This is a genomic window from Ruegeria sp. AL12 (genome assembly GCF_056540885.1).
Window position 1 is genome coordinate 1 of the sequence record NZ_JBQFXN010000005.1, and the last position, 13,282, is coordinate 13,282.

Below are 13,282 nucleotides of genomic sequence, written 5' to 3' on the forward strand. Positions count from 1 at the left end.
GGCCCGGGCTTTGCCCGGGCCTGCCGGGCCCAACCGGAGGAGTCATTCCGTCAGGAATGATGACGACGGGCGGGAGGGCCCGCGTGGTGGGCTCAGACGTCAAGCGATCGCGCGATCAGCTCTTTCATGACCTCATTGGTGCCGCCATAGATCATCTGCACCCTGGCATCCGCGTAAAGACGCGCAATCGGGTATTCCATCATGAACCCGTAGCCGCCGAACAGTTGCAGGCATTCATGCATGATCTCGTTCTGCACCTCGGATCCCCAGTATTTGGCCATCGAAGCAGTTGCCGCGTCCAGCTCGCCTGCTTCCAGTTTCCCGATACAATCATTGATGAAACTGCGCAGAACCTCGGCCTTGGTCTTGCATTCCGCCAGTTTGAACCGGGTATTCTGAAAATCCATCACCCGCTTCCCGAAGGCTTTGCGTTCCTGCACGTATTTCACGGTTTCGCCGATGGCGAAATCGATCGCGCCCAGCGCCATGATCGCGATATTCAGCCGTTCCCACGGCAGCTGTTTCATCAGCTGATAGAAACCCTGCCCTTCTTCGGGGCCCAACAGGTTTGTCATCGGCACTTTGACATCTTCGAAAAACAGCTCGGCAGTGTCATTGCCCTTCATGCCCAGTTTCTTGAGGTTCCGCCCCCTGCGAAAACCTTCACACCCGTCGGTTTCCACCACGATCAACGAAACGCCGCGTGCGCCGGCGGTCTTGTCGGTCTTGGCGGCCACGATGATCAGATCCGCAGTCTGTCCGTTCGTGATGAAGATTTTGGACCCGTTCAACCGGTAGGAATTGCCGTCCTTCTCGGCCGTCGTCCGCACCGCCTGTACGTCCGAACCGGTGCTGGGTTCGGTCATTGCCAGCGCGCCGACCAATTCACCCGACGCCAGTTTGGGCAACCACTTCTTCTTCTGATCTTCGCTGCCATAAGCGGTGAGATAGTGGGTCACGATCGACTGAATGCCATAGCCCCAACCCGCATCACCCCGCGCGCCCTGTTCGTAGGCCGTGATGGCGTCAAAACCCATGCCGCCGCCGACACCGCCATATTCTTCGGGGATCGCACCCGCCATCAGCCCGGTTTCGCCGGCCTTGCGCCAGAAATCGCGATCCACAACACCGTTTTCAACCCAGGTTTCGATATTGGGCGACAGTTCGTCATCCATGAACCGACCCGCCATTTCCGCGAACATGCGGTGTTCATCAGTGACCCATGCCGCAGTCGAAGTGAAAAGTGACATTGTACGCCCTCCAATCGGTCTCTTGGGGAAAGGCTAGCGCCGTGTTCGGTTCACGCCAATCCTTGTGACGCGGCGTCCCTTTGAGGAACAACGCAACGTTCCTCGACCTGCGACGTCAGAGAATACCTTTTGACTGGCGGGGTTAAGCCAGTGCTTTGGCCACAAGGTGCCTGGCCGCATCCTTGGCGTCTTCCGCTGGATCGCAATTCTTGAGCAGAACGGCGGAAACGATTGCTCCTTCTTGCAACAACACGATCTGACTCGCAAGCTTCTGCGGATCATGCGCGCCGGCCTGTTGGGCTATGGCCGTGAAGTGTTCCAGCAAAAGCTGTTTGTGTTCGGCGGCCTGCACATGGATCGGGTGATCCTTGTCCTGATACTCGGCCCCGGCCTTGATGAACATGCAGCCCCGGAACCCGTCCTCTTCGAACCACTCTTTCAGGGCATCGAAACTGACGATGATCTGATCGGCCGGAGTTTCCGCCATCTCGTCGATGCGCTGAAAGAACCAGTTGCGAAAGTTCTCATCCCGCAAGCGCAGCGCGGCGACGATCAGGTCTTCCTTGGTGCGGAAATGCTTGTACATCGACGTCTTGGACACGCCCGTTTCCACAACCAGCTTGTCCATGCCGGTTGCGTGAAACCCGTCGCGGTAAAAGACCTTCAGGGCCTTGCTGACCAACTCATCCCGTTTGTTTGGACGCATGATTCGGCTCCATGGTGTACCGTTCTGTACATATTATCATGAAGCGTGAAGCACAATGACCCCAGGCCAAGGCATTGTTTTGAAATAGTTTTGCCAGGCGCCTTGTCTCACCATGAAATTTCCACTTGAAAAAGTTTACAGATCGGTACACTTTACCTGTAAGTTAACTGATCTGTACACCCGAGGATTTGACCGATGAAACGTCGCGCCAGCATTTTTCCACCTCAGTACGTCCCCTTCCTTCTGACCATGGCTCTTCTTGCCGCCTCTCTCACCTGAAAGCCTTTGCGGAATGTCCAGACCCCCCTTGCCCCCCTTCACGTTGGAAACTGCCGCTCAAAAAGTGCGCGCGGCGGAAGATGCCTGGAACAGTCGCGATCCCGACCGCGTGACGCCCGCCTATACGGATGACAGTCAATGGCGGAATCGGGCTGAATTCCTGTCCGGCCACGCCGACATACACGCCTTTCTGACCCGCAAATGGCGGAAGGAACTGGATTATCGTCTGATCAAGGAACTGTGGGCCTTTGCCGGAAATCGCATTGCCGTACGCTATGCCTATGAATGGCGCGACGACAGCGGTCAGTGGTTCCGATCCTATGGCAATGAAAACTGGGAATACGCCGATGACGGGCGCATGTCACATCGCCATGCCTCGCTCAACGATCTTCCGATAGCTGAAGATGACAGGCTGTTCCATTGGCCCTTGGGCGAACGCCCTCATGACCACCCCGGGTTGTCCGAATTGGGTCTTTGAAAGGATTTTCCAATGCCCCGCGCTTTTTCCGAACTGACCTTCACACCCGCTGTCCGCGCCCATCAAGAAAGGATGGGATCGGCCAGAACCTATGCCAAGTTCATTGCAGGTGGCCCGCGGCAAGGCCATCTGATCGGAGACCCCGAGAAAGAGTTCATTCAGGCGCGGGACGGGTTCTATCAATCCACAGTGTCCGAGACCGGCTGGCCCTATGTGCAGTATCGGGGCGGGCCGACAGGATTTCTGAAGGTACTTGGCCCTCAGACCATCGGATATGCGGATTTTTCGGGCAATAAACAGTATATCTCGCGCGGGAATCTGGACGGCAATGATCGTATTGCAATGATCCTGATGGATTACGCCAACCGACGCCGCCTCAAGATCCTTGGGCGCGTAGAGTTCACGGAAGGCGAAACAGCGGCCGCCACCCTTTACCCGGAAGAGGCCGAGGGACCGGCCGAACGGGCCGTGATCATCCGCGTCGAGGCATTGGACTGGAACTGCCCAAGCCACATCACGCCGCGCTTCACCGAAGCAGAGTTGCGCCCTCATCTGAACAGGCTGGGGCAGCAGTTGGCAGAGTTGCAGGCGGAAAACCAAAGGCTGAAACAGCAATTGGCAAAGTCAGGTTGACGTTTCAGCCCTCACAGAATTTACGGATTTCAAGAGAAGGGAGCGTCGCAATGGTTCGCTCGGTCTTTCACCTCTCGGCGGCTTGCCTTGCCGGTACTGCCCTGATCATTCTGATCATCATGTTCGGTTTTTTCGTCTCGCCCAGCGCCGTACGAACGTCGCCGCCATCGGTATTCAGCAAGATTTTGTTCGAACATTTGCAGCAAGAATGATGACCGAGCGTCACTGCGGCAGGAACCCGGCAAGCGCGCTTGTCGTTTCAAGCCAATGCCATCAACTCGGGCTCATGGGGCGCTTAGGCTGAAAGGCTGAAGAACCTGGCCAAAAAGCGGCCCGGTTCCAGGTCTGCTCTCACCACCAAGAATGGTGAGAGCATAAATAAGCCAGATCAGGCCGTGCTGCGCTTTTTCCGGCGCCCCATCACAAACAAACCGCTGATGCCGCCAAGAAGCAGCCAGCCAGCTGCGGGCAGCGGCACGGGGGCTACCGTGTATTCCCCATACAGCGTTGCGACGTTTTGCATGTTTTCCGTTGTGCTGAAGCCGTTCGAAATGGTGCTGCCGCCGTCCTGAGAGAAACCGAGGACCGAGAACACATAATTCTGTCCACGAAAATTAAAGCTCTGAGAGCCCAAATTGTTGGTAATGGTCACGATGTCATCACAAGGGGTAGAGTCCGCCGGACAGTTCGCTGGGCGATTCAATGTCTCGTTATGCGTCAGGGCAAACGACGAAGACACCAAAGGGCCACCGCTGATCAATATGTCAACAAGAAGGTCGACGGAGCTTAGGGTTGTTCCCGTGATCGGGAAATTCAGATGCGAGAACTGACCCAGAGCAAAAGCAGTTCCAGGCATCAGACCTGAAATTGGCGTGCCAGTTGGCGTGAAATCGTAACCACTCGAGCTGCTGCCACTTCCCCAGCGAAGAGAAATCGTAGAACCAGAGGTGCTTTCAGTAACGCCGGAACTTGGATTTACGTTTTGCCAAGAGGGCGAGATGCTGGAAATGGTCAGCGCCGACGCACCGCTTGCAGTCATCACACCTGCAACAGCGATCGCAGCTATGTTTCGTATGAATGTCATGTGCCCACCTTACTTACTAATACTCGTTACAAACCACTCTGTGACAGAGTAGCACAACAGAACCATATTTCTAGCTCACGCGCCACATTGACGCCACGTTTTTACCTCAATCCAGGCGAATGACGCCGCAAAGAGCGCCGAAAAGGACACAATCATCTGGCCTGCGCCAATTGTCCAACTTTTGGAAACAGATACTTCGGATACAAGGCGCCATCTGAACGATTGAACACGCAACCGGGCGCCGAGTGAGGGCTCATTTGCGACCGGATCGGACCATTGCTTCGATACCGGCGGCGCAAAAGTCCACCAGACGGTCCATACCTGATACGTCACCGCCCTGCGACAGGGCTTTGACCCGCCATCCACTGTTGAGATGGGCCAGCATCGCCGAGACCGAATAAACCTGGCCACTTGCCAAAACCGCAGGATCGACATCCGGGTAAAGCGTGGCGATCTCGGTGATGAACAGCTGGGCGGTAGGGTCGAAACACTCCGCTGCGATATCGCGCCACCTGGGGTCAACCGATACGTGGGCCACCAACCGCCCATATGCCATCCACCCGGGCCCACCCGTTTCTGCCAGGTCCACATAGGGTCGGATAAAGCTGTCCAGAATGCTGTGAAGCGTCAGCGGAGCGGCGGCCTTGGCCCTGTTCAACGCGTCGATCCGAAGCTGCGCCAGCGCGTCCGCGCGCCGCGCCACGGTTTTGTAAAACAACTCCTCCTTGCCACCACCATGATGGTGCACAAGACCAATCTGAACCCCCGCCAAGGCCGCGATATCCCGGATCGACGCACCCTCGAATCCCCGTTCGGCAAAGACGGTTTCAGCAGCATCCATGATCCGCGCCTTGGTTTCAAGCGATCGCTTGGACGGTGCTCTTTGCCTTGGTTTTTCTATGTTTTTTGGACTCATGAATTTCATCTTGCCTTATTTTGGTCGTTCGTTCAAGTTAAGCATCACGAACTTCGGGAGGGTTCATGACACAGACACGCAACGCATTCGCCCTGATCGGGGCGGGGCCGATGGGTTTGGCCGCAGCCAAGGTGCTCCAGGAACAGGGCATCGCCTTTCAGGGGTTCGAATTGCATTCGGATGTGGGCGGTCTGTGGGATATCGATGCCCCCAGATCAACCATGTATGAATCGGCGCATCTGATCTCTTCAAAACGCATGACCGAATTCGAGGATTTCCCGATGGATGAGGCGGTGGCCGAGTACCCCTCGCATCGGGCGATGCGCGACTATTTCCGGGCCTTTGCCGATCATTTCGGCCTGCGTGAAAGCTACAGGTTCAATGCAGAAGTCACCCGGATCACTCCGCTGGGCAAATCCGGTGACGGTTGGCGTGTTGGCTGGCGGGACGCCGAAGGTGAGCATCAGGCCGAATTCGCGGGGGTTCTGATTGCAAACGGCACCTTGTCGGAACCGAATATGCCCAGCTTTCCCGGCACGTTTGACGGCGAGTTGATCCACGCCTCGCAATATCGGTACCCCAGTCAGTTCGACGGCAAGCGCGTGTTGGTCGTGGGCGCGGGCAATTCCGGCTGTGACATTGCGGTTGACGCAATCCATCACGCAGAACGCTGCGATCTGTCCATGCGCCGCGGCTATTACTTCGTGCCCAAATACGTTTTCGGCAAACCGGCCGACACGATGGGCGGCAAGATCCGCCTGCCCATGTGGTTGAAGCGCAAGCTGGACAGCCTCATCCTCAGTTGGTTTGTCGGTGATCCGCAGAAATACGGCTTTCCCAAGCCCGATTACCAGCTGTACGAAAGCCACCCGGTGGTCAATTCGCTGGTCCTGTATCACGCGGGCCATGGCGACCTGCGCATTCGCCCCGATATCGACCGCCTGGAAGGCAAAACCGTGCATTTCAAGGACGGCGCGCGCGCAGAGTATGACATGATTCTCGCCGCGACCGGATACAAGCTGCACTATCCGTTCATCGACCGGGTCCTGCTGAACTGGCAGGGCGATGCCCCACATCTGTACCTGAACGCGATGCACCCCGAACGGGACGATCTTTTTGTGCTGGGCATGGTCGAGGCCACGGGTCTGGGCTGGCAAGGCAGGCACGAGCAGGCCGAAATGGTGGCGCGCTATATCAAAGGTCTTCAAAAGGGCTGCCCGGTGGCGGCCGATCTGAAGGCTGCAAAACAAAAAGACTATAAGCGCGCCACCGGAGGCATGAGCTATATCGATCTGCCGCGAATGGCTTACTACGTCGACAAGGCCACCTACAGAAAGGCTGTCACCGGGTGGATCGAACGGCTGCGGAAAGCCACGGTATGAGTGGTATCGACGAAATTACGCTGAATTTCAGCCCGGCCTCTCTGACGCTGTTGAATGCGATACTGGCGATCGTGATGTTCTCGATTGCGATCGATCTGACACCAAGGGATTTTGATCGCCTCAGACGCGCGCCGAAGCCAGTGATCGTCGGGCTGGTATCCCAATTCCTGGTCCTGCCGGCGCTGACTTTTGCGCTTGTGTGGGTGACGGCCCCGCGACCGTCAATTGCGCTTGGGCTGATCCTTGTCGCAGCCTGTCCGGGCGGCAATATCTCGAACTTCATTACGCACCGCGCCGGTGGCAATGCGGCGCTGTCGGTGTCGATGACCGCCTTTGCCACCATTGGCGCGATTTTCATGACGCCCTTCAACATTGCGCTTTGGGGCGGGTTGTATCCGCCGACACGCGCGATCCTGCAACAGACCCAGATTGACCCGGTTCAAATCGCAATCCTTGTCGGGTTGATGCTGATCCTGCCTCTGGTTCTGGGCATCGCACTGAACCAGCGCCGCCCGGCCCTGACCGCACGGTTGCGTGCGCCGCTGCAATACCTGTCGATGGGTATTTTTACGGCTTTCATCTTACTTGCCCTGGGCGCGAACTGGGGGTTCTTCCTCAGCTTTGCCGGGGCTGTTGCCGGGCTTGTGATCCTTCACAACGCCCTGGCGCTGGGGGGCGGTTGGGTTGTGGCCACTCTGACCCGGCTGTCCCCTTTCGATCGCCGCGCCATCACCATCGAAACAGGAATTCAGAATTCCGGCCTTGGGCTGGTGCTGATCTTTGCCTTTTTCCACGGGCTGGGCGGCATGGCCGTCGTGGCCGCATTCTGGGGCATCTGGCACGCGATCTCGGGGATTGCCCTGGCGTCGGTCATGGCCCGAACCGAGGCCGCGCGATGAGCCGTATCCTCATCACGGGCGCCGGCGGTATGGTCGGGCAGGCACTGTTGCCCGAACTCAAGGGGCACGATGTTTTTGCAACGGATATCAAACGCCCCATCAGCATGCCGGAAAACGTCCACTATCTGCCCTTGGATGTAACGACCGACGCGCCCGCGCGCGCGATCTCCAACGTGAAGCCTGAAGTCATAGTGCATCTGGCCTCCATCGTGACGCCTCCGCCAAAAATGGAACGGGCGGCGGCATATGCGGTTGATGTCGAGGGCACCCGCAAGGTGGTGAACGCGGCCCTTGCCAACGGAGTACGTAGATTGGTGGTCACATCCTCGGGTGCAGCCTACGGCTATCACGCGGACAACCCCGTGCCCCTGCGCGAGGATGATCCGTTGCGCGGCAACCCCGAGTTCCCGTATTCCGATCACAAAAGGCAGGTCGAAGAGATGCTGGCCGAGGTTCGCAAAGCCGCCCCCGATCTGGAACAGGTCGTGCTGCGCGTGGGCACGGTTCTGGGGGCCGGGTCCGAAAACCAGATCACCGCCCTGTTTCACAAACCCCGCCTGCTGGCCGTGGTCGGCAGCGAAAGCCCGTTTGTGTTCATTTGGACGCATGATCTGGCACGCATCCTGAAGCGCGCGGCAACCGACGGGCCGGATGGCGTTTACAACGTCGCCGGGGACGGCGCGATGGGCGTGACCGATCTGGCGCGTGCGATGGGGAAACCGGTTCTGCGCCTGCCCGCTTGGGCGCTGAAATCGGCTTTGGCCGCTGCACGTCCGCTGGGTCTGTCCCGCTATGGGCCGGAACAGGTGCGATTTCTGCAATATCGACCGGTTCTGGACAACACCGCCCTGAAATCCGACTTCGGTTACACGCCGGAAAAAACCAGCGCCCAGGTATTCGCGCTCTGGCAAAAGCAGGCGGGGCTATGAAGACGGCTGTCATATCCGGCGGGGCGGGCGGTTTGGGGCGGGCCCTCAGCCATGCTCTACAAAGTCGCGGGTGGCGGGTAGTGCTGCTGGATCTCGATGTTTCAGGTCTGGACACCGGGCCGAACCAGTTGCCTGTTGGCTGCGACCTGACGGATCCCGACCAGCTTGCCATGGCAACTCAAAAGGTGATCGCGACCAGCGACAGTATCGATCTGGTCATCTACAACGCCGGTGTCACGCAAATCCGGGCCTTTGAAAAGTCCGACGCGGCCAGCCACCGAACTCTGTTTGACATCAACTATTTTGCGGCCGTTGAAATGGCCCGCGCGTTCTTGCACCCGGTTCGGACGTCAAAGGGGACACATCTGGCCATCTCATCGGTGGCCGGGTTTGCACCGCTTTACCATCGGACGGCCTATGCTGCCTCGAAACACGCGCTGGAGGGGTTCTTCAAATCGCTGCGCTCGGAAGAAGCCCCTCATGGCGTTGAGGTTCTGATCGCTGCACCGTCCTTTGTGGCCACCAACCCCGGCAACGCACAAGAGCAGGCGGATGGCACAGCGCGGCCCGGATCGGCGAAGGACGGGATGGACGAGATGAGCCCCGAGGCCGCCGCCGAAACGATCCTGCGCGGGCTGGACAAATCGCAGCCCATGATCCCGGTTGGCCGCGTGGCGCGCCTGTCCTGGTGGCTCAACCGTCTGTCACCGCGCCTCTATCAGCGCATGATGGAACGAAACATGCGCGGCTCGGGGCATTAAAAAGCTGCCCCAGGCCCTTGACCTTCCTGTCACTGGAACCCCCATCTGGTGAGTAAGGAAACTTCATGGGCGAGTCGCATGGCGCAAAAAGCACTGGCAGAGCTGAAAATCACGGGCATGGGATGCGCATCCTGCGTGGGACGCGTTGAAGAGGCGCTGCGTGATGTGCCCGGGGTTGAAACGGCCTCGGTCAACTTTGCAACCAAGTCCGCACAGGTGGCTTTTGACGGGCCGGTTTCGGCGCTGACCAAGGCATTGGACGCGGCAGGGTATCCGGCCGAGACCAGCCGGGCGGATCTGATCATTGAAGGTATGAACTGCGCCTCGTGCGTGGCCAAGATCGAGCGCGCGCTGGCGGCCAGCCCCGGTGTGATCGAAGCGCAGGTCAATCTGGCGACACAAACTGCCGCGGTGACTTACGCTGCTGGGACAACGACGCCACAGGCGCTGGCACAGGTGGTCACCGACACCGGATACCCGGCGCGGCCTCAAGCCGCTGCGACACCCGAAGACCGCGCAGACACTGAAACAGCAGGGCTGACCCGGGCCACTTTGCTGGCGGCCGCTCTTGCCCTGCCGGTGTTCATACTTGAGATGGGCGGGCACATGATCCCCGCCTTCCACCATTGGGTACACGCCACCATCGGTACGCAGACCAGCCAGTTGATTCAGTTCGCCCTGACAACGGCCCTGCTGCTGGGACCCGGTCGCGTGTTCTATCGCAAGGGCATCCCGTCGTTGCTGAGGGGCACGCCGGATATGAACGCGCTGGTCGCGCTGGGAACCGGTGCGGCCTATCTGTATTCGGTCGTGGCCACATTTGCCCCCGGCGCGTTACCGATCGGAACTGCCAACGTCTATTACGAGGCGGCGGCTGTGATTGTCGTTCTGATCCTTCTGGGCCGGCTGATGGAGGCGCGCGCCAAGGGCAAAACCGGGGCCGCGATTCGTAAACTGGCGGGCCTTCAGCCCAAAAGCGCGCGGGTCGAAATCGATGGCCGGATAGAAGACCGCCCTATCGCCGAGATTGCGGTGGGCGACATCCTGCACATCCGCCCGGGCGAACGTGTGCCGGTGGATGCCGAAGTGCTCGAGGGCACCTCTTACGTCGATGAAAGCATGATCACGGGCGAGCCGATACCCGTTGGAAAATCAGCTGGCGCGGCTGTTGTCGGAGGAACCGTGAATGGCACCGGCGCCTTGCGGGTTCGGGCGACGCGCGTGGGAGGCGACACGGTGCTGGCCCAGGTCGTTCGCATGGTGCAGCAGGCGCAGGGGGCCAAGCTGCCGATCCAGGGCATGGTCGATCGGATTACATATCGCTTTGTCCCGGCGGTCATCCTGGTCGCCGTGATCACCGTCGCGGCCTGGCTGATCTTCGGCCCAAGCCCCGCCCTGCCGCTGGCGCTTGTCGCCGGGGTTTCCGTGCTGATCATAGCCTGCCCCTGCGCCATGGGTCTGGCCACTCCGACCTCGATCATGGTCGGCACCGGGCGCGCGGCCGAACTGGGGGTGCTGTTCCGCAAGGGCGATGCCTTGCAGCAGCTTCAGCAGGCACGCGTCATCGCGCTGGACAAGACCGGGACCCTGACACTGGGCCGTCCAGAACTGGACAATGTTCTGACGGCGAACGGGTTTGACAGGGATGAGGTTGTGCGGCTGGCCGCCGCCCTCGAGGCGCGGTCGGAACACCCGATAGCTTCGGCGATCACCCGGGCCGGGCCTGCGACGCTGCCACAGGCGACGGAGGTCCTGTCGCTTACCGGGCTTGGCATGCAAGGGCGGGTTGAAGGTCGCAACGTGTTGATCGGGTCGCACCGGCTTATGCAACAACGCGGGATCGACCTTGGCCCCCTGGCAAGCGAGGCAGAGGCCCGCGCCGCCGAAGGGGCTACACCATTGTTCGTCGCATTGGATGGGCAGGCCGCAGCCACGTTGTCTGTGTCCGACCCGGTCAAACCCGGCACCGAAGAGGCGCTGGAGCGGCTCCACCAAATGGGTCTGACCGTGGCCATGGTCACCGGAGACAACGCGCGCACCGCGCAGGCCTTGGCTGATCGGCTGGGGATTGATCACGTCACCGCCGAAGTGCTGCCCGACGGCAAGGTGGATGCGATCACCGCCTTGCGGGACCAGTTCGGAACGCTGGCTTTCGTCGGCGACGGCATAAATGACGCCCCGGCGCTGGCAACGGCTGACATCGGCATCGCCATCGGGACGGGCACCGATGTGGCCATCGAAACGGCTGATGTCGTTCTGATGTCCGGCGATCTGCGCGGGGTTGCAAATGCAACCGAGATCAGCCGCAGAACGATGCGGAACATACGCCAGAACCTGGGATGGGCATTCGGTTACAATGTCCTGCTGATCCCGGTCGCCGCTGGTGCGCTGTACCCTTTCGGAGGCCATCTGTTGTCTCCGGCACTGGCGGCGGGCGCAATGGCGCTTTCGAGCGTCTTTGTCGTCTCGAACGCGCTGCGTCTGCGTCGCGTTCAAGCCAGCGTGCCGGAAACCCCGATCCCGCCCGCCAAGGAGGTGCACGCATGAATATCGGAGATGTGTCCGCCCGCACTGGCCTGCCTGCAAAGACGATCCGGTACTATGAAGACATCGACCTGATCAAACCGCTGCGCGACGACAACGGCTATCGCCGATTTCGCGATCAGGATGTGCACAAGCTGAACTTTCTGGGCCGGGCCCGGGCTCTGGGATTCACCATCGGGGATTGCCGGACATTGCTGGCGCTTTACGAGGATGAAACCCGCGCCAGTGCAGATGTGAAACAGGTCGCGCGGGATCATCTGGCGCAGATCGAAGCCAAGATCGCCGACCTGAACGCGATGCGCGAGACGCTGAGCCACCTGATCGACGCCTGCGCCGGGGATGACAGGCCGGATTGCCCGATCCTGCAGGATCTGGGCGGGAAGGGCTGACTTGGGGTTGCCCTTTGGGCGCAGCTTTGCTTTGTCTTCGCCAAACATTTCGGCCAGGCACGCACCGCTGAAGCCGACCGAACAGCGGAGAGGATCTCAAAATGGCAAAAGTCGCGTTCCTTGGCCTGGGCGTCATGGGCTATCCCATGGCTGGGCATCTTCAGGCCGCAGGTCATGACGTTACCGTCTACAACCGCACGGCTGCCAAGTCCGAAGCCTGGGTAAAGCAGCATGGCGGATCGATGGCGGCCACCCCGAAAGACGCGGCTGAAGGCGCCGAATTTGTGATGGCCTGCGTCGGCAATGACGACGATCTGCGCATGGTTTGCACGGGCGAGGACGGCGCATTTCGCGGCATGTCCAACGGGGCTGTTTTCGTCGACCACACCACGGTTTCTGCAAAGGTCACGCGGGAATTGTACGCTGCCGGCCAATCACAGGGTATCGCCTTCGTGGACGCGCCGATCTCGGGCGGCCAGGCAGGCGCCGAAAACGGTGTTCTGTCAATCATGTGCGGCGGAGATCAGGCGGCGTATGATGCGGCTGAACCGGTGATGCAGGTCTATGCTAAGATCTGCCGCCGAATCGGGGACAGCGGCGCGGGCCAGATGACCAAGATGTGCAACCAGATCGCCATCGCAGGGTTGGTTCAGGGCCTGAGCGAAGCATTGCACTTCGCCGAGAAGGCCGGGCTGGACGGAAGGGCCGTGGTCGAGGTGATCAGCCAGGGCGCGGCGGGCAGCTGGCAGATGGCAAACCGGTATGAGACCATGCTGGATGATCAGTTCGAACATGGCTTTGCCGTCGACTGGATGCGCAAGGATCTGGGTATCTGTCTGGATACCGCCAATGAAACCGGTGCGTCCCTGCCCGTCACCGCTCTGGTCGATCAGTTTTACAAGGATGTGCAGAAACTGGGTGGTGGCCGCTGGGACACCTCGTCTTTGATCAAGCGCCTGCGGGCCATGGGGTAACGCGGGGGGGCTGTCTGCCCCCCATCGCGCCAAGGCGCGATTCCCCCCGAGGATATTT

General features: G+C 59.8%; 13 protein-coding genes and 1 pseudogene. 10 read left to right on the forward strand and 4 right to left on the reverse strand.

The genetic code is table 11. The features are described 5' to 3' along the window. Positions 1–92: 92 nt before the first annotated feature. Together ACR0C6_RS13735 and ACR0C6_RS13740 are read right to left on the reverse strand one after the other, a co-directional pair. Positions 93–1,250 carry an acyl-CoA dehydrogenase family protein gene (locus ACR0C6_RS13735; protein WP_480619782.1) on the reverse strand — a complete coding sequence of 386 codons (1,158 nt, stop codon included), beginning with the start codon at positions 1,248–1,250 and terminating at the stop codon, positions 93–95. 142 nt (positions 1,251–1,392) lie between these two features. Then, positions 1,393–1,956 carry a TetR/AcrR family transcriptional regulator gene (locus ACR0C6_RS13740; RefSeq protein ID WP_224853939.1) on the reverse strand — a complete coding sequence of 188 codons (564 nt, stop codon included), beginning with the start codon at positions 1,954–1,956 and terminating at the stop codon, positions 1,393–1,395. Positions 1,957–2,248: 292 nt separating this feature from the next. Here ACR0C6_RS13740 and ACR0C6_RS13745 point away from each other — a divergent pair, with 292 nt between their 5' ends. From ACR0C6_RS13745 to ACR0C6_RS13755, 3 genes are read left to right on the forward strand one after another with little or no spacing between them, the layout of a single operon-like run. Next, positions 2,249–2,713 (forward strand): nuclear transport factor 2 family protein, encoded by a 465-nt coding sequence (locus tag ACR0C6_RS13745; RefSeq protein WP_480446009.1) that lies wholly within the window; start codon positions 2,249–2,251, stop codon positions 2,711–2,713. A 12-nt stretch (positions 2,714–2,725) separates the two neighbouring features. Then, complete coding sequence (locus ACR0C6_RS13750) at positions 2,726–3,346, forward strand: pyridoxamine 5'-phosphate oxidase family protein (protein WP_171118650.1); 621 nt, start codon at positions 2,726–2,728, stop codon at positions 3,344–3,346. A 50-nt stretch (positions 3,347–3,396) separates the two neighbouring features. After that, positions 3,397–3,558, forward strand: coding sequence for a hypothetical protein (locus ACR0C6_RS13755; protein ID WP_162896721.1), 162 nt, complete (start codon positions 3,397–3,399; stop codon positions 3,556–3,558). Between the two features lie 176 nt (positions 3,559–3,734). Here the strand turns inward: ACR0C6_RS13755 and ACR0C6_RS13760 are convergent, their stop codons facing one another. Continuing rightward, positions 3,735–4,430, reverse strand: a complete 696-nt coding sequence (locus tag ACR0C6_RS13760) for a THxN family PEP-CTERM protein (protein WP_171363876.1) — start codon at positions 4,428–4,430, stop codon at positions 3,735–3,737. 253 nt (positions 4,431–4,683) lie between these two features. Continuing rightward, positions 4,684–5,346, reverse strand: a complete 663-nt coding sequence (locus ACR0C6_RS13765) for a TetR/AcrR family transcriptional regulator (protein ID WP_480446010.1) — start codon at positions 5,344–5,346, stop codon at positions 4,684–4,686. 65 nt (positions 5,347–5,411) lie between these two features. Between ACR0C6_RS13765 and ACR0C6_RS13770 the strand changes: the two genes are divergently transcribed. The 7 genes and pseudogenes from ACR0C6_RS13770 to ACR0C6_RS13800 all read left to right on the forward strand — a co-directional run. Further along, positions 5,412–6,728 (forward strand): flavin-containing monooxygenase, encoded by a 1,317-nt coding sequence (locus ACR0C6_RS13770; protein WP_480619785.1) that lies wholly within the window; start codon positions 5,412–5,414, stop codon positions 6,726–6,728. Next, positions 6,725–7,627: a bile acid:sodium symporter family protein gene (locus ACR0C6_RS13775; RefSeq protein WP_171228946.1), complete on the forward strand. Its 903-nt coding sequence runs from the start codon at positions 6,725–6,727 to the stop codon at positions 7,625–7,627. The genes ACR0C6_RS13770 and ACR0C6_RS13775 overlap by 4 nt, the downstream gene beginning before the upstream one ends. After that, entirely contained in the window at positions 7,624–8,556 is a 933-nt protein-coding gene (locus tag ACR0C6_RS13780; protein ID WP_480619787.1) for an SDR family oxidoreductase, read from the forward strand. The genes ACR0C6_RS13775 and ACR0C6_RS13780 overlap by 4 nt, the downstream gene beginning before the upstream one ends. Then, positions 8,553–9,317: an SDR family NAD(P)-dependent oxidoreductase gene (locus tag ACR0C6_RS13785; protein ID WP_480619789.1), complete on the forward strand. Its 765-nt coding sequence runs from the start codon at positions 8,553–8,555 to the stop codon at positions 9,315–9,317. The genes ACR0C6_RS13780 and ACR0C6_RS13785 overlap by 4 nt, the downstream gene beginning before the upstream one ends. 78 nt (positions 9,318–9,395) lie before the next feature. Next, positions 9,396–11,864: a heavy metal translocating P-type ATPase gene (locus tag ACR0C6_RS13790; RefSeq protein ID WP_480619791.1), complete on the forward strand. Its 2,469-nt coding sequence runs from the start codon at positions 9,396–9,398 to the stop codon at positions 11,862–11,864. Continuing rightward, on the forward strand, positions 11,861–12,250 hold the full coding sequence (cueR, locus tag ACR0C6_RS13795) for a Cu(I)-responsive transcriptional regulator (protein ID WP_171118663.1): 390 nt from the start codon (positions 11,861–11,863) through the stop codon (positions 12,248–12,250). Before ACR0C6_RS13790 ends, cueR begins: the two co-directional genes overlap by 4 nt. A 95-nt stretch (positions 12,251–12,345) precedes the next feature. Then, positions 12,346–13,224, forward strand: a pseudogene (locus ACR0C6_RS13800) (NAD(P)-dependent oxidoreductase); the annotation flags it as partial. Positions 13,225–13,282 lie beyond the last annotated feature (58 nt).

Coding starts and splice junctions, on each gene's coding strand:
- ACR0C6_RS13780 (WP_480619787.1), top strand. CDS start 7,624: ATGAGCCGTATCCTCATCACGGGCGCCGGCGGTATGGTCGGGCAGGCA.
- ACR0C6_RS13775 (WP_171228946.1), top strand. CDS start 6,725: ATGAGTGGTATCGACGAAATTACGCTGAATTTCAGCCCGGCCTCTCTG.
- ACR0C6_RS13745 (WP_480446009.1), top strand. CDS start 2,249: ATGTCCAGACCCCCCTTGCCCCCCTTCACGTTGGAAACTGCCGCTCAA.
- ACR0C6_RS13750 (WP_171118650.1), top strand. CDS start 2,726: ATGCCCCGCGCTTTTTCCGAACTGACCTTCACACCCGCTGTCCGCGCC.
- ACR0C6_RS13785 (WP_480619789.1), top strand. CDS start 8,553: ATGAAGACGGCTGTCATATCCGGCGGGGCGGGCGGTTTGGGGCGGGCC.
- ACR0C6_RS13760 (WP_171363876.1), bottom strand. CDS start 4,430: ATGACATTCATACGAAACATAGCTGCGATCGCTGTTGCAGGTGTGATG.
- cueR (WP_171118663.1), top strand. CDS start 11,861: ATGAATATCGGAGATGTGTCCGCCCGCACTGGCCTGCCTGCAAAGACG.
- ACR0C6_RS13770 (WP_480619785.1), top strand. CDS start 5,412: ATGACACAGACACGCAACGCATTCGCCCTGATCGGGGCGGGGCCGATG.
- ACR0C6_RS13735 (WP_480619782.1), bottom strand. CDS start 1,250: ATGTCACTTTTCACTTCGACTGCGGCATGGGTCACTGATGAACACCGC.
- ACR0C6_RS13790 (WP_480619791.1), top strand. CDS start 9,396: ATGGCGCAAAAAGCACTGGCAGAGCTGAAAATCACGGGCATGGGATGC.
- ACR0C6_RS13755 (WP_162896721.1), top strand. CDS start 3,397: ATGGTTCGCTCGGTCTTTCACCTCTCGGCGGCTTGCCTTGCCGGTACT.
- ACR0C6_RS13740 (WP_224853939.1), bottom strand. CDS start 1,956: ATGCGTCCAAACAAACGGGATGAGTTGGTCAGCAAGGCCCTGAAGGTC.
- ACR0C6_RS13765 (WP_480446010.1), bottom strand. CDS start 5,346: ATGAGTCCAAAAAACATAGAAAAACCAAGGCAAAGAGCACCGTCCAAG.